This window comes from Rhizobium sp. WSM1328 (assembly GCF_057653715.1).
This window is the reverse complement of the sequence record NZ_CM172788.1, coordinates 581,236-604,942: the sequence shown is the minus strand read 5'-3', so window position 1 is coordinate 604,942 and position 23,707 is coordinate 581,236. Positions and strand designations below refer to the sequence as shown.

Genomic DNA, 23,707 nt, shown 5'->3' with positions numbered 1-23,707 from the left:
GCGGCAAGGCTTAAGGCTGCCCATCCCCGTCGATGACATCGCCCGACTCTCCGGGCAATTATCGTCAATTGCGACATGGCGTAAAGACCCGCTCCGCAAAGAGGTCGGCTGCCTGATATCGATATCAGTCGCGTTTGCGACACCTGCCGGCATTTGCCCCTCAGCCAGCCGGCTGCCGCGGCCGTTTTTTAACATCGCCTTAAGCATACGGTCCTATCCTGCTGCTGATTCAGACCGACCGAAGAACGCGAACCATGGCCAAACTCCGTTATTTCGACGCGAAAGAAGCAGGTAAACTGCAAGAGCCGCAGCTGATTGCCGCGCATTCCGAATTTTTGCGCACCGGCCGCATCCCCCGCGAGAGGCGGCACTGGCTGGCCGAGGAAAAACGCTATTTCACCCATGATGAGGTCGCGGCAAAGACCGGCCGCAAGCTGCAGGTGGCCGGCGAAAAGACGCATCAGCACATCAACGGCTTTCACCACTCGATCCAGTTTCCGAAGATGATCTTTCACCGGACGCTGGAGGACAGCCCGCATCTCGGCTATTGCCACGTCACCGCCGCGCGGACGAAATTCGCCCATTACGAAGAAGTCAGCTGGGCCTTCTACATCTCCAATTTCTATTCCGACATCGGCGAGAACGATAATTTCTTCGAGCGCATCGATGTCGGTTATTCCCGCATGTATTTCGCCGTCGCGATCAAACCCGGCGAAAACTCCGCCGAAAAGATGACCATCGACCGGTCGGTGCGCGGCAACGGCCTGCTCTTCCGCACCCATGATCCGCAGGCAGCGATCCGCAACATCCTCTTGCTCGGCGCCCGCAACGAACAGCTGCGCGAAATCATCCGGCAGCTTTAAGCGATTGATCGCGGGCGGCGGAAAGCCTAATGACTGCCAAGACTAACACGGGCAGGACATGGCACGCACGATCGATATCACGGCAGACAGGCAGGCAGCGCTGGAGGCGGCCTCCGCCGCCCTTGCCGACGGCTTTGCCATCGCCATCCCGACAGAGACCGTCTACGGCCTGGCGGCCGACGCCACAAATCCTGCAGCCATCACCCGCATCTACGAGACAAAAGGACGGCCGCGCTTCAATCCGCTGATCTGCCATATGGCCGACCTCGCCATGGCCGAAGAGCATGCCGAATTCGACCCGGTCTCACGGGCGCTCGCCAGAGCCTTCTGGCCCGGGCCGCTGACCCTCGTGCTGCCGCTGAAGCCTCAGAGCTCGATCCATTCGCTGGCGATCGCCGGGCTCGACAGCGTCGGCATCCGTGTGCCGAAGGGTTTCGCAGGCGCGTTGATAGGCGCCTTCGGACGGCCGCTCGCAGCCCCCAGCGCCAACACCTCAGGCGGGGTCAGCGCCACGAGTGCCGCCCATGTCGAAGCCGATCTCGGGGCAAGAATCCCATTGATCCTCGATGCGGGCCCAAGCGCCGTCGGCGTCGAATCGACGATCGTCAAGGCAGAGGGCGGCCGGCTGAGGCTGCTTCGCCCGGGTGGACTGGCGGCGCGCGAGATCGAGCGCGTCGCAGGCCAACCGCTGCTGCGGGCGAGAACGGCATCGGCGGCGATCGAGGCGCCAGGCATGCTCGCCTCGCATTATGCGCCGGGTGCTTCCGTGCGTCTCAATGCGACGGCGGTAGAACCCGGTGAGGCACTGATTGCCTTCGGCAGTGCTGCGGTCTCCGGCGCGGAGAGTGCACGGATCGTGCTTGATCTCAGCCCGCGCGGCGATCTGGCAGAGGCGGCGGCCAACCTTTTCGACTACATGAAGCGGGCCGATGCCAGCGGCGCCCAGAGCATCGCCTTTTCGCCGATTCCCGAGGAGGGGCTGGGCGAGGCGATCAACGACCGGCTGCAGCGGGCAGCTGCACCCCGCGACTGAAAAGACCTGCTGCATAATTCCTAAATCGGAATCGATTTAGGAATTATGCAGCAATTCAAAGTGCTACAGCGTCCTAAGCGCGTCTGAAAAGACGCGCGGCGCTGTAGATGACGATGGAGGACCGAGCCCGAATGAGCATTTCCACCGAACTCCTCGATCGCTTCGCTGCCATCGTCGGCGAAAAATACGCGCTGCGTAGCGAGGCCGATCTTGCACCGCATCTGATCGAAAACCGCGGGCTTTATCACGGCTCCTCCCCGCTCCTCCTGAAGCCCGGCTCGGTCGAGGAGGTCTCTGATATCATGAAGCTTGCGACGGAGACCGGAACGGCGATCGTGCCGCAGACCGGCAATACCGGCCTCGTCGGCGGCCAGACGCCGCGTCAGGGCAAGTCCGATATCATCCTGTCGCTCGAGCGGATGAACAAGATCCGAGATGTCGATCCGGTGGCGAACGTGCTGGTGGCCGATGGCGGCGCCATCCTGGCCGAGGTGCAGAAGGCAGCCGAGGCGCATGGGCGGCTTTTTCCGCTGTCGCTCGGCTCGGAGGGTTCTTGCCGCATCGGCGGCAACCTTTCCACCAATGCCGGCGGTACGGCCGTGCTTGCCTATGGCAATATGCGCCAGCTCTGCCTGGGCCTCGAAGTGGTGTTGCCGACCGGCGAGATCTGGGACGGTTTACGCCGCCTGAAAAAGGACAATACCGGTTACGACCTGCGCGATCTCTTCATCGGCGCCGAGGGCACGCTCGGCATCATCACCGGCGCGGTGCTCAAGCTCTTTCCCCAGCCGCTCGGCCATCAGGTGGCCTTCGCCGGCTTGAATTCGGTGACGGATGCGCTTGCCCTCTTCAACCTGGCCTCCAGCCTCTGCGGCGCCTCGCTGACCGGTTTCGAGCTGATGCCGCGTTTCGGGGTCGAGATCACCACACGCCACATCGACGGCGTGCGCGATCCGCTGGAAACGGCCTATCCCTGGTATGTGCTGATCGACATTTCGACGTCGGATTCGGCCGAGACGGCGGAGCGGATGATGAACGGGGTGCTGGAACAGGGTTTCGAGGCCGGGCTGGTGCTGGATGCCGCAATCGCCGCATCGGTAGCGCAGCAGAAGGCGATCTGGCACATGCGAGAAAGCATGTCGGATGCCCAGAAGCCGGAAGGTGGGTCGATCAAGCACGATGTTTCCGTGCCGGTGTCGAGGATCCCGCATTTCATGGCCGAGGCCGAAGAAGCGGTCATGGCGGCGATGCCGGGCGCCCGCATCTGCGCCTTCGGCCATATGGGCGACGGCAATATTCATTACAATATTTCCCAGCCGCTCGGCGCCGACAAGGCCGCCTTCATCGCTCGCTGGCGCGAGATGAACCACATCGTACATGGGCTGGTGTTGGCGCATGGCGGCTCGATCTCGGCCGAGCACGGCATCGGCCAGCTGAAGCGGGATGAACTGGCGGCGATCCGTCCAACGATTGAAATCGAGCTGATGCGCCGCATCAAGCGCGCCTTCGACCCCGCCAATATCATGAACCCGGGAAAGGTTGTCAGCCTCGATCCGTGAGGTTGACGGTCAGAGCGATCAAACCTGCTGCGTGCAGCAGGTTGGGGCGATCAGCTTTGCTGCGTGCCGCCGCCGGTCAGGATCATCAGCGCCGGCGACTGCTGGGCAGCGTTTTGGACATCGTACATCGCGGTGAACCGGCGCAGCAGCTTGTCGACCTTCTTCGGATCCTGGAGATCCTCGAGCTTGACGAAGCGGCTGAGGAGATCGCGCTGCTTGGTCACGTCCATGCCCGAGATCTGCGACGGCAGGTTGTAGGCTGTGGTGATGACCTGATAGAGCGCCTTGTCGCCGAGGATCGAATAGATCGAGGTGATGCTCGGGGCTTTGCGGGCGAAATAGAGCGCCAGGCGGACGCCGTCGTTGCTTTCGCCTTGCTGGGCTTCCATCGTCTGCTGGACGTAGAGTTCCTGGGTGTGCTCCTCGGCCGCCTTGTTCTGGATCGTGCCGATCTTGGCGCGGGTCAGATTGCCGTCCTTGTCGAAGTTGAAGGCGGCGACGATATCCTGGAAACGCGCATCGGCCTTGGTGTTGAGGTAGCTCTTCTTGTCGTCAGGATCGGAGGTGAAGATCTTCTTCAGCGTGGCCTTGTCGTAATCCTTGGGGTCAAGGTTGTTCGCCTTCAGCACCAGGTCGGTCAGGCGGCTGTCATCCAGGAAATCGTCGAGCGACTTCACCTTTGCCATGCCCTTGGCGAAATAGTCGACCTCGGCCGTCGCATCCTTTGCTGCCTTGTCCTTTACCGGTCCATCCTTCATCAGCATGGTGATATGCGACTTATAGTCGGTGGCGTATTTGGCCAGGGTCGCATCGGGAAGCGCCTGGAAAGGTGACGCCGCCTTGCCGTCGGGGCCGAAGTTGAAGGCGCGGGCAAGGTTGGTGATGCGTTCATCCTTGAGCGAGGCGATATAACCATCCGGATCATAGGCATCGCTCGTCAGGACCTTGCGCATCATCGAGCGCGGGACGTCCTGGTCGGTCAGGCCAAAGGCCTGCAGCGCCACATGGTAGAGATCCGGCAGATTGTCATTGCTCTTGCTGAAATCGGCGGCCGAATTGCTGCGCAGGAAATCATTGACACTCTTGACGTCGGAGAAATTCAGCAGGCTGCTGCTGTCGGCCATAAGCTTCTGGTAGTTGGATGCGACCTCGTCGAGCGCCTCGTCGCGCTCGTCGTCATAACGCGCCGCGTAATTGTCGTTGGTGGTCTGTGCCTGGTCGGCCGTCTGGACCGAGCTGACGACAGGAAGCGATCCGTCGGCAGCGAAGTTGAAGTCGGCATTGAGATCGGCATGGCCGGCGGCGGCAGCGGCCGTCGCATCGGTCAGGATGCTCTTCAGATCGGCGTCCGAGATATCGAAAGGCAGATTGTAGGTGCTCTTCAGGAAATTGGTGATGGCGGAATCGGCGAGCAGATCATCGACATTGGCGATCGTCGCCATCCGCGCGGAATAGTCGTCCGTGCGCGCTTCGGCGGCAAATTTCGTGCTGCTGATCTGGGTGGCCGTCTGCGCCTGCAAGCCGTCTTCGAGCGTGCCGTCCGCCTTGAAGTTGAAGGCGCCGGCGACATCGGCATAGGTGCCGGTACCGCTCTGATCGGTCAGGATATTGCGAAGAGCGACGTCGGTGACGGTCGACGGGATGCCGAAGGCGTTGCGGACGAAATTGTTCAGCTTCTGGTCCGCCAGCAACTGATCAACGTTTGAGATGCCGGCGATGGTTGCCTGGTAATAGACCGCCGCATCGCTGGCCTTGCTGGTGGTGCTGGCACTTTGCGTCGCACTTTGCGAGGCGTAAAGGGTCGGGACCGAACCATCCGATTTGAAATTGAAGAGATCGTGAACGTCGCTGTAGCCCTGGGCGCTGGCAGCCGTACGGTCGACGAGGAAAGTCCTCAACGTCGCATCGGAGACGCTATCGGCGATCTGCATGCTGTTTCTGATATAGCTGACCGCAACAGCATCGGACATGATGTCATCGACATTGGTGACATTGCCGATCATGCTGTTGAAGTGCGCTGCGTTCGCCGCCGACTTGTCGGTGGTCGATTTCCGCTGCGCCGCAGTCTGAATCACGGAACCGTTGATCGAGCCATCCGCCTGGAAGTTGAAGTCGGCATTGAGATCGGCATGGCCCTGGGCCGCGGCATAGGTCGAATCGGTCAGGATGCTCTTCAGGTCGGCATTGCTGAAACTCGTGCCGAGACCATAGGCATCCTTAATGTAGCGGGCCAGCACATTGTCAGCCAGCAGGGCGTCGACATTGGTGATGCCGCTCGACTGCGAGGTGACGGTATAATAGTTCTTCGTGCCCGATGCGGCCGCCTGCAGACTGTTTGCCTGATCGACCGTCTGGACGCGCGCCGTGCTGGAGGTCGACCCGTCAGCCTTGAAGTTGAAAGCATTGTAGACATTGGTAAAGCCCATCAGCTGGGCATAACCGGGGTCGGTCAGCACCGTGCGCAGTGCTGCGGCGGTGAAGTCGGCGCCCATGCTGTAGGCCGTCGTGATGTAGGATGTCAGGCGCTTGTCGGCGACCAGATCGTCGACATTGGTGATCGTGCCGATCTTCGCCGTGTAATAGGCCTTGTTGTAGTCTGCCGCCGTCTTGCCGACATAGTAGACATCCGAGCCGACCGAATTGTCGATGATGACAGACTGGGAATTCAGGGTGTAGGTCTCGATGACCGAGGCCTTCTGCGCAGCGGTCTGCGCCGTGCCGTTGACGGTGCCGTCGGCGTTGAAACCGAACTGGGCGGCAAGCGCCTTGTACTTGTCGCCGCCCTGCGTATTGACGACGCTGGTGGGGTCACTGAGATCGCTTGTCAGCACCTGCCGCAGAAAATCCTTCGACGCATAGGTCGGATCGATCTTGAAGGTCTTCAGCACATAGGTGCGCAGCCGCGTGTTGTTGACCAGATCGTCGACGGTCGTCACGCCGTCGATCGCCGTGCCGTAATAGCTGCTCTCGGCGCTGGCGGCTTTGTCGGCATCGATGAAGGACTGTTTGTAGAGGCCGATGAGATCGTCCTCCTGAGCGTCCGTCTGCACGTCCTTGGCCGGCTCGTTGAAATTGAAGGCGGCGGCGAACTCGCGGTAGCGTGTATCGGAAAGCTTGTTGGCGTAGCTGTTGGGATCGGTGAGATCGCTCTCGAGCACCTTCTTCATGAAGGCCTTGGCGTAGGTCATGTCCTCGAGGCCATAGGCCTTCATCGCATAGCTGTAGAGCTTGTAGTCGCCGAGGAAGTCGTCGACGGATGTGACCTTGTTGATATGGTCGGCGTAATATTGGGCATCCTTCTTGACCGTCGCCTGCGACGCAACCTTGTTGAGGCTCGACGTCATATCCCGCGACAGGATCGTGTAAGCGAGGGAAGCCGTGATCATGAAAAGCGCCCTTTTTGGCAAAATCTCTAAAAGAACGACGAAATGCTGGTGAGCACATTTTGCCACGGAAAGCTTACCTGAGGCTTACCTCCGGATGCATCGTTCCAGCACACCACACCGTTCACCTTCCGGAAACCCTGCCGGATTCGGTTTTGATAACCATCAGAGGAGGCAAAGTTTTCTTAACCGCAATTTTTAAGCTGTACGGAAGGGCGGCTGCCTATTGTCGGCCATAGAGGACGAAAAGTCCCAAGGAGAAGACCGGAAATCGGCTCTCAGGTAAGACAAGGGTAGAATGAAATGAACAATCCCGTTATGAAGCCCGCTTGGGCTGGCACGACGTTACGTCTCGATCCGTCCCGCTTTCCCCAACAGGTCAGCTACGCCATCCATGATTGTTCGGATGACGTCAATATCACCATAGACGAACGCGGCGCGGTCCTGCGCAAGGTCCTCCCCTCCAGCGGCCTGCCGCTCTCGATTGCGCTGCCCAAGCGCGTCTTCAAAGGTGTCGCCGCCCGCGCCATCGACCATGGCGACGGCGAAGTCACCGTGACGCTGGAGCTTCACCACACCGATCCGGAGCTCTGCATTCCGCTGCTCGTCGCCCATGATCTCAGCGATATCGCCGCCGACTGGCGCAGTTGGTCGGAAGCCTTCCGCATTCCGATGCTGATGGTCGAGGCCGACGGCGTTGCCCGGCCGCTCGAAGACCACATCGGCGCCTTACGCACCAGCGATCTCAAGCCGCGCCGCCGTCATTCCTACTTCGCCAATCGCCGTCCGCGCTTCCTCGTGCGCCGCACCACCGGCCGGCTGGGCGTCGCCATGAAGATCGAGGGCAAGGAAATCATCGCCCGCAACTGACCGAAATCGCGACACCGGACGCTCATTGGCGGGCATTCTGCGCACTCATCTGTCGCGGAATGCCCGTTTTGCGACGCTGTCGAACTCGGCCGCAAACTGTCGCTTCAATCTCAATCGGCACCGCGGGATGAATTTTGACAGGATCACTGCGTAGCCAGTAAAAATCCCCTCATTCAAGGACGGAAAGTCCCAATCCGTGCTTGACCGTTTTGAGTGCGATCAGGCTCTTGTATTTTCGCACGAGCGCCTGTTGCTCGCCCATAAGCCGCTCAATGAAGATATTATATTCCTCAAGATTGCGGACGGCCACGAGCAGGACATAGTCCATGTCGCCGGTGACATACCAGCATGACTGAACTTCAGGCGCATGGTCCAACCACCGCTGGAATTGCTCCAGCGTGTGTCGATGTTCGTTCTGGATTTCAAGCTCAACCAGAACGGACAGTGTGCGATCGACGGCTTTCGGACTGACCACCGCAACGATCCTCTCGATGATCCCATCCTGCTTCAGTTTGCTGATCCGCCGTTCGACGGCCGAAGGTGAGAGATTGACCGCGTCAGCAATGACCTTGCCGGGAATGTCGGCATTCTCCTGCAGCATCGACAGAATAGTTCGATCAATATCATCCACAGCGTATAACCAAGCCCATAAGCAGAAATTCCGCTATAAATTTGTCACGAGCGCGGTTTTTCCGCGCCGAAAATTCCTATCATCTGCCCATGACAAAACAAACACCTCTTTCAGCCGCCAAAATCGACGATGCACGCAAAAAAATCGATCCGATTTTCCTGAACACCAACTTGTTGCGTGCCGATAGGCTCGCGCTGTCACTCGTCGCCAAGGACGAAACGGAAAATCCCATCCGCAGCTTCAAGGGGCGCGGGACGGGGTATTTTCTCGCCGACGTCGTTGGAGACAGAACTCCTCTGGTCACGGCATCAGCCGGGAATTTCGGCCAGGGGCTTGCTTACAATGCCGCGCGGCATGGGCGATCTCTGGTCGTGTTCGCCAGTGTCAACGCCAATCCGTTGAAGATCGAAGCCATGCGCCGGTTTGGGGCAGAAGTCTTTCTCGCCGGAGAAGATTTTGACGCTGCAAAGGAGGCCGCCAAAATCTACGCCGCCGAACGGAAGCTGCAGTTCGTCGAGGATGGAGCGAGCGCAGCCATTGCCGAAGGAGCAGGAACGATTGCGGCGGAGCTGACTGAAGAGGTCGAAGATATCGACGCCGTTTTCATACCGCTCGGCAACGGTGCTCTGGCGGCCGGAATAGGATGCTGGTTCAAATCACGATCACCGCGAACAAGGGTCGTCGCAGTCGCCGCAAAGGGCGCACCTTGCATGGCACTGTCCTACAATGCGGGTGACGTGATCTCAACGCCGGAGGCACGCACGATTGCCGATGGAATTGCTGTGCGGATTCCCGTCCCGTCGGCCGTCGGCTGGCTTAAAGACACGATCGATGACGTCGTTCTCGTGGATGACGATCAGCTTCTCGATGCAATGCGATTTGCTCATGACACATGGAAGCGTCTCGTCGAACCAGCCGGAGCAGCCGGGCTCGCTGCTATTCTTGAGCAGGCATCTGCCCTGAAAGGCTGCCGTGTAGCGACTATGTTGTGTGGTGCTAACCTCACGGATCAACAGATCAAGGCATGGCTTCCATCTGCCATAAAGCACAACACGAATGCCTGCTAGACCAATCCTCCTATCTGGGGACAGGCGCCCGCGCCCGGTTCGTCCCAATCAGGGAATGGCAAACAGCAGCGAGACGAAGAGGCCGAAGAAGATGATCAGGCCGACGCGGTTGTTTGACTTGAAGAGCGCCAGGCACTGGTCGGCATCATCGATATCGAGCCGGACGATCTGCCAGGCGAACATGCCGGCCGCACCGAGCAGACCCAGAAAGGCGATGAGATTGGCGCCGGCGAGAACGAAAGCAATAAACATCAGCGCCAGCGTCAGTCCGTAAAGACCGATCAGCCACTGCCGCGTCCTGTCGCCGAATAGGCGCGCGGTGGAGCGGACGCCGATCAACTCGTCATCTTCCTTGTCCTGATGCGCATAGATCGTGTCATAGCCGATCGTCCAGGCGACGGAGGCGGCGTAGAGCAGGATGGCGGCAAAGGAGAGGCCGCCCAAAATCCCGGCCCAACCCATCAACGCGCCCCAGGAGAAGGCAAGCCCGAGGTAGAATTGCGGCCAGTCGGTGAAGCGTTTGGCAAAGGGATAAAATGCCACGATCCCGAGCGAGAGCACGCCGAGGAAGACGTTGAGCCAGTTGAACTGCAACAGCACGAACAGGCCGACCAGCGCCTGCAAGCCGATGAAGATCTTCGCCCGGCGGCGGGTGACGCGGCCGGAGGGCAGCGGACGTGACCGCGTGCGCGCCACTTCCATGTCGATCTCGTGGTCGACGAGATCGTTATAGGTGCAGCCGGCGCCGCGCATGGCGACCGCGCCGATGAAATAAAGGAACAGGTGAGACACCAGCAGGCTGCCGGAATAGAGCCCCTCGCCGATCGCCGCATTGGCGGCAAGTGTCGCCGACCAGAAGCACGGCCACATCAAGAGCTGCCAGCCGATCGGGCGATCCCAGCGCGCCAGCTGCGCATAGGGCCAAAGCCATGGCGGCAGGATCCGGTAGACCCAGTTATCGGAAGGTGCGTCGGAGACGCGATCGTTGAAGTCGCCGGTATCGTGCATGCCGCTCATCTAGCGGCGGGCCGCCGATCCGGTCAAGAAGCGATCATTGCGCTGCCACTTGCATCATCCCTAGATCAGAATCGATCCCGGGATGAAATTATCCTGCAATTCAAAGTGTTACAGCGCTGCGCATCTGAGAGGGATGCGCAGCCGCGTCAATCACTGCAGGGAAAAATTGAACTTGTAGGTCGCCGAGACGCCGATCAGGACCTGGTTCTTCGAGCCGCGCTCGCGCACGAGGCTGCTGTCGGCGGCGGGACCCGCCAGCCGCTTATATTCGAGGAAGGAACTTGCCGAAAGGTTTTCCGTCGCCTTCCAGGTCAGCGCCGCGCCTGCGCCATAGGATTGGATGCCCGACGACGGCTTATAGGGATCAAGCCCGCCTGCGGCCGCCTGCTTGGCGTTGACGCCGTAATAGGCGTCGTAATAGCCGCTGGTGGCGAAGGTCGCGCGCGGGCCGCCTGATAGCTGCAGGTCGGGGGCGATATCGGTGAAGGCATCGACCGCGAGATCGGCGACGATGCCGTCATGCGAGCGGATGCCCTGGCGGACTTCGGCGCGGGCGCGAAGGAAGTCGGTCGGGTAAACCTCGACGAAACCGCCGGCTTCCGCCCCCCATTTGACCTTCTTCAAGCCCTTCAGCTCGCTGCCGTCGCCGTCATCGCGCGACGGCACGAACTTGCCGACGATGCCGGCGCGGAAGGCGCCCTTGTCGATGAGGGCGAAGGACGGATTGTCGTTGCGCGAGGAAAAACGCGGGCCAGCACCCTGGCGGCCGACCGAGATCAGCGGGCTGAACTTGAATTCATTGTGCGACGAGCCCTCGAATTTCGGGGCGGAGAAGCCGGCGACGCCAACGCTCAGGTACCAGTCGCCGGACCAGAAGTGCTGGCCGCTTTCCTGGGCGACCGCCGATCCTGCAGAGAAAAGGGCAATAGCCAGAGAGATCGATACGACTGATCGATGAGACACATCCGCACTCCAGAAAACGCAAAAACAAAGCCGCGGAGGGCGGCGTTCGCTACATTTATCCTGATCTCGTTACCCCAGTGTTAACCACGGCAGCGAGATGACACAGGCAAAAATGACGGATGCCAGCGCTATCTCTGGTTCCAGCGGCGGATGACCGGCTCGGTCAGATCGTGCTCGTAGCCGAGCACGCTGATGCTGGCCGTATCGAGCACGAAACGGGAGCCGTCTTCGGGCGGCAGGCCAAGCCAGCGGGCGGCGAGGACGCGCAGGAAATGCGAGCTCGAAAAGATCAGGATGGTGCCGGCCGTTTGGCGAAGCGCATGGATGACGGCGTCCGCGCGGGCGCCGACATTGGCGGCGAACTCGCCCTTCGGGCAGCCGTCGCGGAAGAGCTGCCAGCCGGGGCGATCGGCAAGGATCGCCTTGGTGGTGATGCCTTCGTAAGCGCCGTAGTCCCACTCGGCGAGATCGTCCTTCATCACCGCGCCCGATCCGAATCCGGCGAGCGTGCAGGTCTTGCGGGCCCGCTCGGACGGGCTCGACCAGACGGCGGAGAAGCTAAGGCCCGCCAGCCGGTCGGCGAGTTTGCGGGCGGCGGCCTCGCCGTTCGCCGTCAAGGGAATATCGCTGCGTCCGGTATGGCGCCCGGACAGGCTCCATTCGGTTTCACCGTGGCGGACCAGGTAGATCTCGGGAAACGCACTGCTCATCGGCACGTCCTTTCATGAGAATCTGTCCCTTGGCAAAACTGCCAGCGGAAGCGGCACTTCCGCGGGATCAGAACGTCACCTTTTCGAGCGGAGCGCGCCCCGCCTCGAATTCCTTCAGCTTTGCTTCATTGCGGGCGATGTAATTGCGATTGTCGGGAACGGCGAACTGGTTCTTGGCGATCTGGATCTGCAGGATGAAGAGCTCGTCCCAGCGGAACCCTATTTCGGAACCGGCCAGATAGAACTCCCACATGCGGAAGAACTGCTCGTCGTAAAGCGCCACCGCTTCGGCCTTGCGCGCCACGAAACGCTCGCGCCAATGGCGCAGCGTATAGGCATAATGCAGCGGCAGGATTTCGATATCCTTGACCAGCAGTCCGGCCTTCTCAAGTGGCGGCACGACCTCGCCGACGGAAGGGATGTAGCCGCCCGGGAAGATGTATTTCTCGATGAACGCATTGGTGCCGAAGCTCGGCTTCGGGCGGCCGATCGAATGCAGCACCATGACGCCGTTGTCGTCGAGGAGATCCGATACCTTGCGGAAGAAATTGCCGTAGTGGCCGATGCCGACATGTTCGAACATGCCGACCGAGACGATACGGTCGAACTTCCTGCCCGTCATGGTGCGGTAGTCCTGCAGTTCGAACCGCACCCGGTCGGCAAGGCCGCGCTTTTCGGCGCGCGTACGCGAGACCTTGAGCTGCTCCTCACTCAGTGTGATGCCGGTGAACTCGGCACCGTCGGTCGCCTCCGTCAGGTACATGCCCATGCCGCCCCAGCCGGAGCCGATCTCCAGGATACGCTGGTTCGGCTCGAGCAGAAGCTTGGCGGCGATATGGCGTTTCTTGGCGAGCTGTGCCTCGTCGAGACCAATGCCCGGCGGCTCGAAATAGGCGCAGGAATATTGCCAGTCCTCGTCGAGGAAAAGATCGAAGAGCTTGGCCGACAGATCGTAATGGTGGGCGACATTGTGCTTGTTGCGATTGACCGGCACACGGCTCTTCAGCTGCTGCTTGGCAATGCGGCCGAGGAGCAGTGCCGCCATCTTGAAATCGAAGATCTCGTTGGTGGTGTTCTGTTTCACCAGCGACAGGAAATCGTAAATGTTGCCCTGTTCGAGAATGAACCGGCCTTGCATGTACATTTCGCCGAGTTTCATGGCCGGGTCGCGCCGGATGGCGTCCTCGGCCTCCTGATCGGCAAGGCGGGCGACAACGGTTTCACCGGTGCCGTCGCCGATAGTGTGGGTTTCGCCGTTGGCGATGGTAAGTTTCAACGAACCCTTGCGGATGATTTTTTCGACGATCGATAAGAATGCCGACGCCATGGACGCCTCGCAAATGTGACAGGATGGTCACATCAACTTAGTAGCTCTCTTTCGCCTTACAAGCGCCGGATTTAGCACTCTGTTCAGAACGCTGCCAAACTGTTGCATTTTTGCCGAAATGCCGGCTAAACCCTTATTTTCGCTTCATCGCTTCGGCAAGTGCCGCGCCGAAAGCGCCCTGGCTCTCGGGTTTCGCGGCCGCGGGCCGGCTCTCGTTCTGCGGCCGGGAACCCTGGTTCGCGCGAGAATCACCCCGCGGCGGCGGCGCTGAAGAACCGTCATCGCGTTTCATAGAAAGAGCGATGCGCTTGCGCTTGGCGTCGACTTCTACAACCCGCACCTTGACGACATCACCCGCCTTGACGACCTCGTGGGGATCCTTGACGAAGCGATCGGCAAGCTGGGACACATGCACCAGGCCATCCTGGTGCACGCCGATATCGACGAAGGCGCCGAAGGCCGCGACATTGGTCACCGTGCCTTCGAGCACCATGCCGGGCTTGAGGTCGGAAATTTCGTTGACGCCCTCGGCGAAGGTCGCGGTCTTGAAGCTCGGACGCGGGTCGCGGCCGGGCTTTTCCAGCTCCGCAATGATGTCCCTGACCGTCGGCAGGCCGAATTTCTCGTCGATGAACTGGCGCGGATCAACCGATTTCAACACCGCGCTATCGCCCATCAACGCGCGCAGATCGCGGCCGCAGGCAGCGACGATCTTCTTTGCGACGCCATAGGCCTCCGGGTGGACCGAGGAGGAATCGAGCGGCTCCTTGCCGTTCGGAATGCGCAGGAAGCCGGCGCACTGCTCGAAAGTGCGGCCGCCGAGGCGGGCGACCTTCAGAAGATCCTTTCGCGTCTCGAAACGGCCTTCGCTGTCGCGGTGGCGGACAATGGCGTCGGCGATCGACGGGCCGAGGCCGGAGACGCGCGACAGCAGCGGCGCAGACGCGGTATTGAGATCGACCCCGACGGCATTCACTGCGTCTTCCACCACGGCATCGAGCGAACGCGACAGCTTCTGCTGGTCGACGTCGTGCTGATATTGGCCGACGCCGATCGACTTCGGCTCGATCTTGACGAGTTCGGCCAGCGGATCCTGCAGGCGGCGTGCGATGGAGACGGCGCCGCGCAGTGATACGTCGAGATCGGGGAATTCAGCCGCTGCGGTCGCCGAGGCGGAATAGACCGAGGCGCCGGCTTCCGACACGATGACCTTGGTCGGCTTCGGCGCCGGCAACTCGGCCAGCATGTCGGCCACCAGCTTTTCGGTTTCGCGGCTGCCGGTGCCGTTGCCGATCGAGATCAGCTCGACATTGTGCTTGCGGATCAGCGATGCGAGCTCGACCTGGGCGCCGCGCACATCGTTCCTCGGCTGGAAGGGATAGACGGTCGATGTCGCCACCACCTTGCCGGTGCCGTCGACGACGGCGACCTTGACGCCGGTGCGGATGCCGGGATCAAGACCCATCGTCGCGCGCGAGCCGGCGGGTGCAGCCAAAAGCAGATCCTTGAGATTGCGGGCGAAGACATGGATCGCCTCCTCTTCGGCCCTTTCGCGCAGTTCCCGCATCAGGTCGAGCGAGAGCGACATGGAAAGCTTGACGCGCCAGGTCCAGCTTGCGACCTCCATCAGCCAGCGGTCGCCGGGACGGCTGGTACCGATCTCGTAGGCGGCCACGATCATGCGCTCGACCGGCTTGTTCGGAGAGGTCGTCTCGGCGTCGGCCTCGATCGTCAGCGTCAGCACCTCCTCGTTCCAGCCGCGCAGCATGGCGAGCGCGCGGTGGCCGGGGGCGGTCGCCCAGCGTTCGGAATGGTCGAAATAATCGGAAAACTTCTCGCCGGTCGCCTGCTTGCCATCAACGACTTTCGCCTTCAGCAGCGCGGCCTGGCGCATATGGGCGCGCAACCTGCCGAGCAGGTCGGCATTTTCGGCAATGCCTTCGGCGATGATGTCGCGCGCGCCTTCGAGCGCCGTCTTCACATCGGGCACATCCGCGGTGACGAAGCCTTCGGCCAATACCGCCGGTTCCCTGGCGCGGTCGGCGAGGATCGTCTCGGCGAGCGGGCCGAGGCCACGTTCACGGGCGATTTCGGCGCGCGTGCGGCGCTTCGGCTTGTAGGGCAGATAGAGATCCTCAAGCTCGGCCTTGGTTTCGGCGCCTGCGACCTTGGTCATCAGCTCGTCGGTCATCTTGCCCTGGCCGGTGATCGATTCGACGATCGCGTCGCGCCGAGCTTCTAGTTCGCGCAGATAGACCAGCCGCTCGGCGAGATTGCGCAGCTGCGTATCATCCAGCCCGCCCGTCACTTCCTTGCGGTAGCGGGCGATGAAGGGCACGGTAGAGCCTTCGTCGAGCAGCTCGATTGCAGCTTTGGCCTGTTCGGGCCGGGCGTTGATTTCGGCGGAGATGCGGGCTGCGAGAAAACGGAGGTCTGCGGCCATGGGATTTCCTGTTTCGTCAGAGGTGGCGGGACCATAGCCGCGAAAAGCGGCAAGGCAATGTTGGAGTTTACGGCCGAGCGCCGATCCACAGGATAAGCATGCCGGAAAGGCGGCGATTTTGCGGTTGTGCAGATGCGCCATTCTTTGCTAGCAGAAGCAACGTTTTGACCCGGCGCCCATGCCATCCCTCCCCTGTCGCGGGAGGCAAGGAAATTCGACATGCCAAACCTTCTTCTCGAACTCCGCTCCGAAGAGATTCCGGCCCGCATGCAGCGCAAGGCTGCCGGCGACCTGAAGAAGCTCGTCACCGATGCGCTTGTCGAAGCGGGTCTGTCCTACGAGGGCGCGCGCGAATATTGGACGCCCCGGCGGCTCGCCCTCGACATTCACGGACTGACGGCGCGCTCGGCCGATGTGCGCGAGGAGCGCAAGGGACCGCGCACCGACGCCAACGAGAAGGCGATCGAAGGCTTCCTGCGCGGCGCCGGCCTTTCCTCCGTCTCCGAAGCGCAGGTGGTCAGCGATCCGAAGAAGGGCGATTTCTACGTCGCGGTCATCTCCAAGCCCGGCCGCGCAACGGAAGAGATCGTCAGCGATGTCATGCCCGGCATCATCCGCGATTTTCCCTGGCCGAAATCGATGCGCTGGGGCAAGGCCTCGTCGAAGCCCGGCGCGCTGCGCTGGGTGCGGCCGCTGCAGTCGATCGTCTGCACCTTCGGCCCGGAGCATGAAGAGACCACCGTGATCCCCTTCGAGATCGACGGCATCACCGCCTCCAACATCACCTACGGCCATCGTTTCCACGCGCCCGAGGCGATCACCGTCCGGCGCTTCGACGATTATGCGGCGAACCTGGAAAAGGCCAAGGTCATCCTCGATGCCGAGCGGCGCAAGGACATCATCCTGCACGACGCCCGCGATATCGCCTTTGCCAACGGGCTGGAGCTGGTGGAAGACGAAGGCCTGCTGGAGGAAGTCTCCGGCCTCGTCGAATGGCCGCAGGTGCTGATGGGCAGCTTCGAGGAGGATTACCTCTCGATCCCCTCCGAGATCATCCGGCTGACGATCAAGACCAACCAGAAGTGTTTCGTGACGCGGCCGCAGGGTGGCGAAACACTGTCGAACAAGTTCATCCTCGTCTCCAATATCCAGGCAAGCGACGGCGGCAAGGAAATCGTCCACGGCAACGGCAAGGTGGTGCGGGCCCGGCTTTCGGATGCGCTGCATTTCTGGAAGCGCGACCAGGGCAACTTGCCCGATCTCGAGACGCTGGAAGCTTCGGCAGCAAAGTTCGGCCTCGACCTGAAGAAGCCGCTCGACCAGCGCATGGCCAAGCTCGATGCGCTTGATGTGACCTTCCATGCCAAGCTCGGCACACAGGGCGCGCGTGTTGCGCGCATCCGCACGCTGGCCAAGGAATTGGCTGATATCACCGGCGCCGACGCGGCTCTCATCGATCGCGCCGCCGTGCTCGCCAAGGCCGATCTGCGCACCGAAGCCGTTGGCGAATTCCCGGAACTGCAGGGATTGATGGGCCGCAAATATGCGGTGCTGCAGGGTGAGGACGCCTCCGTTGCCGCAGCGATAGAGGACCACTACAAGCCCCAGGGTCCGTCGGACCGCGTGCCGGAGGACAGAGTGGCGATCACCATCGCCCTTGCCGACAAGCTCGATACGCTGATCGGTTTCTGGGCGATCGACGAAAAGCCGACGGGGTCGAAGGATCCGTTCGCCCTGCGGCGTGCGGCACTCGGTGTCGTCAGGATCCTGCTGGAGCGAAGGATCCGCCTGCCGCTGCTGGCAACGACCAAGGATGGCGACCTGCTCTCCTTCTTCCACGACCGTCTCAAGGTCTATCTGCGCGACCAGGGCGCCCGCCACGATCTGATCGACGCCGTGCTGACTTCAGATGCCGACGACCTGTTGATGGTGGCGCGCCGCGTCGAAGCGCTGACGGCCTTCATCACCTCGGAAGACGGCAAGAACCTGCTTTCCGGCACCAAGCGGGCGACGCAGCTGCTTGCCGCCGAGGAAAAGAAGGGCACCGTGATCGCCGATGGCGTTTCGCCAGCGCTTCTGACGCTCGATGCCGAGAAGGAGCTATTCGCCGCAATCTCCGGCGCATCGAAGGACGCCTCGGACGCCGTCGCCGGGGAGGATTTCCGCTCGGCGATGGAAGCGCTTTCCAAACTGCGCGGCCCGGTCGACCGCTTCTTCGAAGACGTGCTCGTCAACGACGAGGACGCCGCCATCCGCGCCAACCGTCTCGCCCTGCTGCGGCTGATCCGCGAGGCGACGGGAACGGTTGCCGATTTCTCGAAGATCTCGGGCTAATATTCGGCCGCCATCGGCGGTCTGGCATTGCCGCGGCTCCGGCTGTATTCAAGCAGACATGCAGAGCAAGATTCTCGTCAGCGCCTGTCTCATGGGCCAAGCCGTCCGCTATGACGGGCGGGCGAAGCCGTTGCTTCATCCGGTTATCGAGACATGGCGGGCCGAGGGCCGGTTGGTGACGATCTGTCCGGAGATGTCGGCGGGCATGACGGTGCCGCGGCCGCCGGCGGAGATCGCAGAAGCGGCGACCGGCGAGGATGTGCTGGCCGGCACGGCGCGGGTTGTCGAGCTGACGGGCGCCGACGTAACGGAAGAGTTCCTGCTGGCGGCGGAAAATGCCGTGGCGCTCGCGCGGCAAGCCGGCTGCCACTATGCGCTGCTCATCGACGGCAGCCCGTCCTGCGGCTCCGGTTTCATCTATGACGGCACGTTTTCCGGCCGCAAGCAGGCCGGCAACGGCGTGACGGCGGCTGCGCTGAAAGCAGCCGGCGTTGAAGTGTTTTCCGATCGCGAGATCGAGCGGCTGATCGAACGCATCGGGCAATGAGCCTCAAAAGGCACGGCCGCCGGAGAACCGACGGCCGCTAAAAATTTGGTGATAAAAACGCTTTTGTCCCCGCGCCGTTTATGCGGCGCGGCGACCCTGATGCATGGCCGGGGCAGCGCTTTCGCCACTGACGCGGAAGCCGCGGATGAGGTCGATCAGCTCGTCGGTATCGGTGGCCAGCGTCTCGGCCGATGCCGTGGTCTCTTCGGCCATGGCGGCATTCTGCTGGGTGGCGGCGTCGAGCTGGTTCATCGACGAGGAGATCGAACGCAGCGTCGTATCCTGTTCGGAAGCGCTGTGGGCGATCTTGGCGACGATCTCGTTGGCAGCCTTGATCTGGTCGGAGATCCGCTTCAGCGCCTCGCCTGCCTCGCCGACCAGACGGACGCCATGGTCGACCTGGCTGGAGGAGCGGGCGATCTGGTCCTTGATCTCCTTGGCCGCAGCGGCGGAGCGCTGGGCAAGTTCACGGACTTCCTGGGCGACAACCGCAAAACCCTTGCCGGATTCACCGGCACGGGCTGCCTCGACGCCGGCGTTCAGCGCCAAGAGGTTGGTCTGGAAGGCGATCTCGTCGATGACGCCGATGATCTTGGTGATCTCCGAGGACGACTTCTCGATGCCGCTCATCGCCTCGATCGCCTGGGTGACGATCGCATCGCTATGAGTGGCTTCGGTGCTGACCGAATGGACGCGCTTGCTCGCCTCATGGGCGCCATCGGCCGTCTGACGGACGGCGACGGTGAGCTCATCGAGAGCGGCCGAGGTTTCTTCCAGGCTGGCGGCCTGGCGCTCGGTGCGCTGCGACAGTTCGTTGGAGGCGCGGCGGATCTCTTCCTTGCTGGTGCCGATATCGGTGCCCTTGGCGCTGACCTTGGCCATGGCGGCCTCGAGATGCGACAGCGCATCGTTGAAGTTGTCGCGAAGGGCGGCGTATTTCTGGCCTAGATCGGCGCAGCGGACGGTAAGATCACCGCGGGCAATCATCTCCAGCGCCTGGCCGATCGTCGTCACCACGCGTGCCTGGAGCGTTGCTTCATCCTGCTGCTGGCGCAGATTGTTTTCGCGCTCGCTTTCCAGCGCCAGTTGCTGGGCCGCCTCGCGATCGGACATCGCATGACGCTCCCTGATCTTTTCCTGCAGTGACTGCGTCGCCTTCGCCATCATGCCGACTTCGTTGTTCATGCCGGTATGCGGGATGGCAATGGAGACATCCTCTTCGGCGACAGCCTTCAGGGCGGCATGGACGTTGTTGAGAGGTCCCGATATGCCGCGGATGACGACGTAGGCGGCGGCCATGGCAAGGAAGAACAGGACGATGCTGCCGGAGAGCGCGGTCAGGATCGTGCTGTTTATCTGAGCATCGAGATCGTCCATGTAGACGCCGGTGACGACGACGACCTTCCAAGGATCGAAGGCCTGTGCATAGGCCGTCTTGCGAAAATCGCCGGCGGGCTGGCCTGGTTTGGCTGTGGAATAATATTCGACGAGACCGCCGCCCTGCTGCCCGAGCTTGACCAGCTCTTCTCGATAGAGCTTTCCTTTGCTGTCCGGCTGACCCTTGTTGACCTGACCGATTTTCGCGGCATCGTAGTGGAACATCATCTGGATGTCGTAGCTATAGCCGAAGAAATAACCATCGGGGTCGTATTTCATTGCATTGACCGTGGCGTAGGCCTGCTTCTGGGCATCTTCCAGCGTCATTTCGCCGGCAGTCACCTTTGCCTGGTAGATTTTGAGAACAGAGACCGCAGACTGTACCTCCGCCCGCAGCATGTCATAGCGTTCGTTGTAGATCGCATTGACCGAGGAGCGGATCTGCAGGGAGGTGGCGATTGCAAACGCCACCATCAGGCCGACGACCAGCAATATGAGCTGCTTCGATATCTTCAAATTTTTCATGACGCCTCGCAACGGGAATGGGTGAATACATTCCGGTGCGGTTTTCTACCGCCTGTGCGAGCGCGCCGAAAAAGAAGACGCGTCTACCGCTGCTAAAATAAACATGCTGCGACCGGGTAAAGTAACAATTGATGCCCACCCTATAAAAAAGCTTTAATTTTATTATTCGCGACGTGCATTTCCCTAAAAATCCGGGGGTGCTTACAAAGCAAAACCGCCGGATTTTCATCCGGCGGTCGAATATCGCTTGTTTTCAAATTTTCAGCTGGCTCGGCGCATCGGTTCGGCCTGGCGGTGCTGTGGTGCACTGACGCGGAAGCCGCGGATGAGGTCGATCAGCTCGTCGGTATCGGTGGCCAGCGTCTCGGCCGATGCCGTGGTCTCTTCGGCCATGGCGGCATTCTGCTGGGTGGCGGCGTCGAGCTGGTTCATCGACGAGGAGATCGAGCGCAGCGTCGTATCCTGTTCGGAAGCGCTGTGGGCGATCTTGGCGACGATCTCGTTGGCAGCCTTGATCTGGTCGGAGATCCGCTTCAGCGCCTCGCCTGCCTCGCCGACCAGACGGACGCCATGATCCACCTGGCTGGAGGAGCGGGCGATCTGGTCCTTGATCTCCTTGGCCGCAGCGGCAGAGCGCTGGGCAAGTTCACGCACTTCCTGGGCGACAACCGCAAAACCCTTGCCGGATTCACCGGCACGGGCTGCCTCGACGCCTGCGTTGAGAGCAAGCAGGTTGGTCTGGAAGGCGATCTCGTCGATGACGCCGATGATCTTGGTGATCTCCGACGACGATTTCTCGATGCCGCTCATCGCCTCGATCGCCTGGGTGACGATCGCATCGCTATGGGTCGCTTCGGTGCTGACCGAATGGACACGCTTGCTCGCCTCATGGGCGCCGTCAGCCGTCTGACGGACGGCGACGGTGAGTTCGTCGAGAGCGGCCGAGGTTTCTTCCAGGCTGGCGGCCTGGCGCTCGGTGCGCTGCGACAGTTCGTTGGAGGCGCGGCGGATCTCTTCCTTGCTGGTGCCGATATCGGTGCCCTTGGCGCTGACCTTGGCCATGGCGGCCTCGAGATGCGACAGCGCATCGTTGAAGTTGTCGCGAAGGGCGGCATACTTCTGGCCGAGATCGGCGCAGCGGACGGTGAGATCACCACGGGCAATCATCTCCAGCGCCTGGCCGATCGTCGCCACCACCCTCGCCTGCAGCGTCGTCTCATCCTGCTGCTGGCGCAGATTGTTTTCGCGCTCGCTTTCCAGCGCCAGTTGCTGGGCCGCCTCGCGATCGGACATCGCATGACGCTCCCTGATCTTTTCCTGCAGTGACTGCGTCGCCTTCGCCATCATGCCGACTTCGTTGTTCATGCCGGTATGCGGGATGCTGATCGAAACATCCTCTTCGGCGACCGACTGCAGGGCATTGTGGATGTCCTTCAGCGGATGGGAGATGCCACGGATGAAGAAGACGGCGGCGGCGATGCCGCAGACGAAGACGATCAGCGAAGCGGTCAGCGCCTTCCAGATCGTCGCATTGACCTTCTGCTGCAAGTCATCGAGATAGACGCCGGTGCCGACGACGATCTTCCAGGGCTCGAAGGCCTTGGAATAACCGCCCTTGAGGAAGACCTGGTCTTCCGGCTGGCCCGGTTTGGTCCAATAGTAGAAGGTGCGGCCGCCGCCGGCCTTGCCGTTGTCGACCAGCGCCTGGCTGAATTTCGCGCCGGTCTTGTCGACCTGGCCGCTCATGTCCTTGCCGAGATTGACCGGGCTCGGATGAAAAAGCTGAACGACGTTGTAGTCGAAACCGAAGAGGTAACCGGATGGCTGGAAGCTGACGCGCTTCAGGATCTCGAAGGCTTCCGTCTGGGCGGCCTCATGCGTCATCTGGCCGGCCTTCTCGCGCTCATAGAAGGTATTGAGAACGGAGATGCCCGATTCGACCTGTGTGCGCAGCATGTCGAAACGCTCGTCGTAAATTGCCTGTTCGGAGGTGCGGATTTCGAAATAGGTGGCGACTGCAAAAGCAGCCATTAGGACGCCGATCAGCGCAAAAAGTTGATGCGCAATCTTGAGCTTTTTCATGATTTGCCTCGCAAAGCAGCTGAATTAGAAACAATTCCGGATCGGGCAACTCCCGACCTGCGGACGTCTCATATCGCCCGCGCAGCTAGCGCAATCATGCGTCCTCCGGCCTTTCGATTGGTAAAATTAGAGTGGATGGCTGAATTATGTTTTAACGGGTCATGGCATCTATTTGCATGACTTGTGACGATTGAAATATAACTTCTCGAATAATTTCGTAAGTTGCATTTCTTCTATCCAACTTCAATAATTCAGCTTGTGATTGCGCATAAACAAGAATGCACCCTCGCTGCTCATCGAGGGTGCATTCGGTCCACCGGTGGTGGGACCCCAATCGATCGAAACCTTGATCAGGCAGGGGCAGGGAACTTATTTGTTTTGGGCAATTCCGGACGGAAATCGCTTCGCACTTTTCCTGGAGGTTGCTCCTAGAAACGCAGCTTGAATTCGGAAGCGTTAAGAGCTGCCGGTTGTTCCGTCATGCCTGCTTCAACAGGCCTGGCGTCGTCGCCAATGACGGCCGCCGTCGTCGCATTCATGTCGATGCCGTCTACCGGCGCCGCCGGCGGCGCGGCCGCAATCATGGATTCAGGCGTCGCCTTGCTGACGAAGACGACCGGCGAGCCGCCCATCCAGCCTTCGGTGCGATAGATCTTCTTTTCGCCGCCGACATCGCGGACTTCACTCGCCTGGAGGACGCCGGGTTTCAGCTCCGGCACCGTATAGTCCTTCTTGGTGAGCTCGGCCTGGAGCGGCGGGCAATGGGCGCAGCTTTCGGTGACGATGCTGCTTTCAGCGCGCGGCGCGGTCTTGCCGACCACCTCTATCGAGGACGCCATCACAGGGCCTGCCATCAGCAGGATTGCCGCACCGAGGAAAATCTGACGCATCAATGCCACTCCGTCTCATCTTGGGAGCAAATTAGCGCAGCTTTGTTTCCATCCCGTCAGGGGAAAGGGTAAAAATTTAAAGAACG

Annotated in this window: 17 protein-coding genes; 7 read left to right on the top strand and 10 right to left on the bottom strand. The window is 61.1% G+C overall.

The features are described from left to right. Positions 1 to 254 precede the first annotated feature (254 nt). The 3 genes from AC2444_RS02920 (at position 255) to AC2444_RS02910 (ending at position 3,455) form a co-directional block, all read left to right on the top strand. Positions 255 to 863 carry a DUF6656 family protein gene (locus AC2444_RS02920; RefSeq protein WP_003556968.1) on the top strand — a complete coding sequence of 203 codons (609 nt, stop codon included), beginning with the start codon at positions 255 to 257 and terminating at the stop codon, positions 861 to 863. Between the two features lie 58 nt (positions 864 to 921). Beyond that, on the top strand, positions 922 to 1,896 hold the full coding sequence (locus tag AC2444_RS02915) for an L-threonylcarbamoyladenylate synthase (protein ID WP_012756273.1): 975 nt from the start codon (positions 922 to 924) through the stop codon (positions 1,894 to 1,896). A 131-nt stretch (positions 1,897 to 2,027) separates the two neighbouring features. Then, on the top strand, positions 2,028 to 3,455 hold the full coding sequence (locus AC2444_RS02910) for an FAD-binding oxidoreductase (RefSeq protein WP_012756272.1): 1,428 nt from the start codon (positions 2,028 to 2,030) through the stop codon (positions 3,453 to 3,455). A 50-nt stretch (positions 3,456 to 3,505) separates the two neighbouring features. Here AC2444_RS02910 and AC2444_RS02905 read toward each other — a convergent pair whose 3' ends face one another. After that, positions 3,506 to 6,841 carry a DUF1217 domain-containing protein gene (locus AC2444_RS02905; protein ID WP_012756271.1) on the bottom strand — a complete coding sequence of 1,112 codons (3,336 nt, stop codon included), beginning with the start codon at positions 6,839 to 6,841 and terminating at the stop codon, positions 3,506 to 3,508. 300 nt (positions 6,842 to 7,141) lie between these two features. On the opposite strand from AC2444_RS02905, the gene AC2444_RS02900 reads away from it, so the two are divergent. Next, positions 7,142 to 7,708 carry a DUF6101 family protein gene (locus tag AC2444_RS02900; protein ID WP_003556960.1) on the top strand — a complete coding sequence of 189 codons (567 nt, stop codon included), beginning with the start codon at positions 7,142 to 7,144 and terminating at the stop codon, positions 7,706 to 7,708. 169 nt (positions 7,709 to 7,877) lie between these two features. Here AC2444_RS02900 and AC2444_RS02895 read toward each other — a convergent pair whose 3' ends face one another. Beyond that, positions 7,878 to 8,309: an Lrp/AsnC family transcriptional regulator gene (locus tag AC2444_RS02895; protein WP_041935466.1), complete on the bottom strand. Its 432-nt coding sequence runs from the start codon at positions 8,307 to 8,309 to the stop codon at positions 7,878 to 7,880. A 119-nt stretch (positions 8,310 to 8,428) separates the two neighbouring features. Between AC2444_RS02895 and AC2444_RS02890 the strand changes: the two genes are divergently transcribed. Beyond that, the gene (locus tag AC2444_RS02890; protein WP_012756269.1) at positions 8,429 to 9,406 is read left to right on the top strand and encodes a threonine ammonia-lyase; all 978 of its coding nucleotides are present in this window, start codon (positions 8,429 to 8,431) and stop codon (positions 9,404 to 9,406) included. A gap of 48 nt (positions 9,407 to 9,454) precedes the next feature. On the opposite strand, the gene ubiA is transcribed toward AC2444_RS02890, so the two are convergent. The 5 genes from ubiA to AC2444_RS02865 form a co-directional block, all read right to left on the bottom strand. Beyond that, a complete protein-coding gene (ubiA, locus tag AC2444_RS02885; protein ID WP_020486917.1) occupies positions 9,455 to 10,414 on the bottom strand; it encodes a 4-hydroxybenzoate octaprenyltransferase in 960 nt (319 codons plus the stop codon). Positions 10,415 to 10,573: 159 nt separating this feature from the next. Then, positions 10,574 to 11,386 (bottom strand): MipA/OmpV family protein, encoded by an 813-nt coding sequence (locus AC2444_RS02880; protein ID WP_012756267.1) that lies wholly within the window; start codon positions 11,384 to 11,386, stop codon positions 10,574 to 10,576. Positions 11,387 to 11,514: 128 nt separating this feature from the next. Further along, on the bottom strand, positions 11,515 to 12,096 hold the full coding sequence (locus tag AC2444_RS02875; RefSeq protein ID WP_012756266.1) for a histidine phosphatase family protein: 582 nt from the start codon (positions 12,094 to 12,096) through the stop codon (positions 11,515 to 11,517). Between the two features lie 67 nt (positions 12,097 to 12,163). Further along, on the bottom strand, positions 12,164 to 13,423 hold the full coding sequence (locus tag AC2444_RS02870) for a cyclopropane fatty acid synthase (RefSeq protein ID WP_012756265.1): 1,260 nt from the start codon (positions 13,421 to 13,423) through the stop codon (positions 12,164 to 12,166). A gap of 133 nt (positions 13,424 to 13,556) precedes the next feature. After that, complete coding sequence (locus AC2444_RS02865) at positions 13,557 to 15,866, bottom strand: Tex family protein (RefSeq protein WP_012756264.1); 2,310 nt, start codon at positions 15,864 to 15,866, stop codon at positions 13,557 to 13,559. Between the two features lie 219 nt (positions 15,867 to 16,085). Between AC2444_RS02865 and glyS the strand changes: the two genes are divergently transcribed. Together glyS and AC2444_RS02855 are read left to right on the top strand one after the other, a co-directional pair. After that, positions 16,086 to 18,200 carry a glycine--tRNA ligase subunit beta gene (gene glyS, locus AC2444_RS02860; protein ID WP_012756263.1) on the top strand — a complete coding sequence of 705 codons (2,115 nt, stop codon included), beginning with the start codon at positions 16,086 to 16,088 and terminating at the stop codon, positions 18,198 to 18,200. A gap of 58 nt (positions 18,201 to 18,258) precedes the next feature. Continuing rightward, positions 18,259 to 18,747 (top strand): 2-thiouracil desulfurase family protein, encoded by a 489-nt coding sequence (locus tag AC2444_RS02855; RefSeq protein WP_128449649.1) that lies wholly within the window; start codon positions 18,259 to 18,261, stop codon positions 18,745 to 18,747. Positions 18,748 to 18,825: 78 nt separating this feature from the next. Here AC2444_RS02855 and AC2444_RS02850 read toward each other — a convergent pair whose 3' ends face one another. From AC2444_RS02850 to AC2444_RS02840, 3 genes are all read right to left on the bottom strand, one after another. Continuing rightward, complete coding sequence (locus tag AC2444_RS02850; protein ID WP_012756261.1) at positions 18,826 to 20,649, bottom strand: methyl-accepting chemotaxis protein; 1,824 nt, start codon at positions 20,647 to 20,649, stop codon at positions 18,826 to 18,828. A gap of 261 nt (positions 20,650 to 20,910) precedes the next feature. Beyond that, positions 20,911 to 22,731 carry a methyl-accepting chemotaxis protein gene (locus tag AC2444_RS02845; protein ID WP_012756260.1) on the bottom strand — a complete coding sequence of 607 codons (1,821 nt, stop codon included), beginning with the start codon at positions 22,729 to 22,731 and terminating at the stop codon, positions 20,911 to 20,913. Positions 22,732 to 23,159: 428 nt separating this feature from the next. After that, a complete protein-coding gene (locus AC2444_RS02840) occupies positions 23,160 to 23,621 on the bottom strand; it encodes a plant virulence effector HPE1-like domain-containing protein (protein ID WP_012756259.1) in 462 nt (153 codons plus the stop codon). Between the last annotated feature and the right edge of the window lie 86 nt (positions 23,622 to 23,707).

Excerpts from the sequence above, each read along its gene's own strand:
- AC2444_RS02910 (WP_012756272.1), top strand. The coding sequence starts at position 2,028 with ATGAGCATTTCCACCGAACTCCTCGATCGCTTCGCTGCCATCGTCGGC.
- AC2444_RS02905 (WP_012756271.1), bottom strand. The coding sequence starts at position 6,841 with ATGATCACGGCTTCCCTCGCTTACACGATCCTGTCGCGGGATATGACG.
- AC2444_RS02895 (WP_041935466.1), bottom strand. The coding sequence starts at position 8,309 with ATGCTGCAGGAGAATGCCGACATTCCCGGCAAGGTCATTGCTGACGCG.
- AC2444_RS02865 (WP_012756264.1), bottom strand. The coding sequence starts at position 15,866 with ATGGCCGCAGACCTCCGTTTTCTCGCAGCCCGCATCTCCGCCGAAATC.
- AC2444_RS02875 (WP_012756266.1), bottom strand. The coding sequence starts at position 12,096 with ATGAGCAGTGCGTTTCCCGAGATCTACCTGGTCCGCCACGGTGAAACC.
- AC2444_RS02855 (WP_128449649.1), top strand. The coding sequence starts at position 18,259 with ATGCAGAGCAAGATTCTCGTCAGCGCCTGTCTCATGGGCCAAGCCGTC.
- AC2444_RS02840 (WP_012756259.1), bottom strand. The coding sequence starts at position 23,621 with ATGCGTCAGATTTTCCTCGGTGCGGCAATCCTGCTGATGGCAGGCCCT.
- AC2444_RS02890 (WP_012756269.1), top strand. The coding sequence starts at position 8,429 with ATGACAAAACAAACACCTCTTTCAGCCGCCAAAATCGACGATGCACGC.
- AC2444_RS02900 (WP_003556960.1), top strand. The coding sequence starts at position 7,142 with ATGAACAATCCCGTTATGAAGCCCGCTTGGGCTGGCACGACGTTACGT.
- AC2444_RS02920 (WP_003556968.1), top strand. The coding sequence starts at position 255 with ATGGCCAAACTCCGTTATTTCGACGCGAAAGAAGCAGGTAAACTGCAA.
- AC2444_RS02845 (WP_012756260.1), bottom strand. The coding sequence starts at position 22,731 with ATGAAAAAGCTCAAGATTGCGCATCAACTTTTTGCGCTGATCGGCGTC.
- glyS (WP_012756263.1), top strand. The coding sequence starts at position 16,086 with ATGCCAAACCTTCTTCTCGAACTCCGCTCCGAAGAGATTCCGGCCCGC.
- AC2444_RS02850 (WP_012756261.1), bottom strand. The coding sequence starts at position 20,649 with ATGAAAAATTTGAAGATATCGAAGCAGCTCATATTGCTGGTCGTCGGC.
- AC2444_RS02915 (WP_012756273.1), top strand. The coding sequence starts at position 922 with ATGGCACGCACGATCGATATCACGGCAGACAGGCAGGCAGCGCTGGAG.
- ubiA (WP_020486917.1), bottom strand. The coding sequence starts at position 10,414 with ATGCACGATACCGGCGACTTCAACGATCGCGTCTCCGACGCACCTTCC.
- AC2444_RS02870 (WP_012756265.1), bottom strand. The coding sequence starts at position 13,423 with ATGGCGTCGGCATTCTTATCGATCGTCGAAAAAATCATCCGCAAGGGT.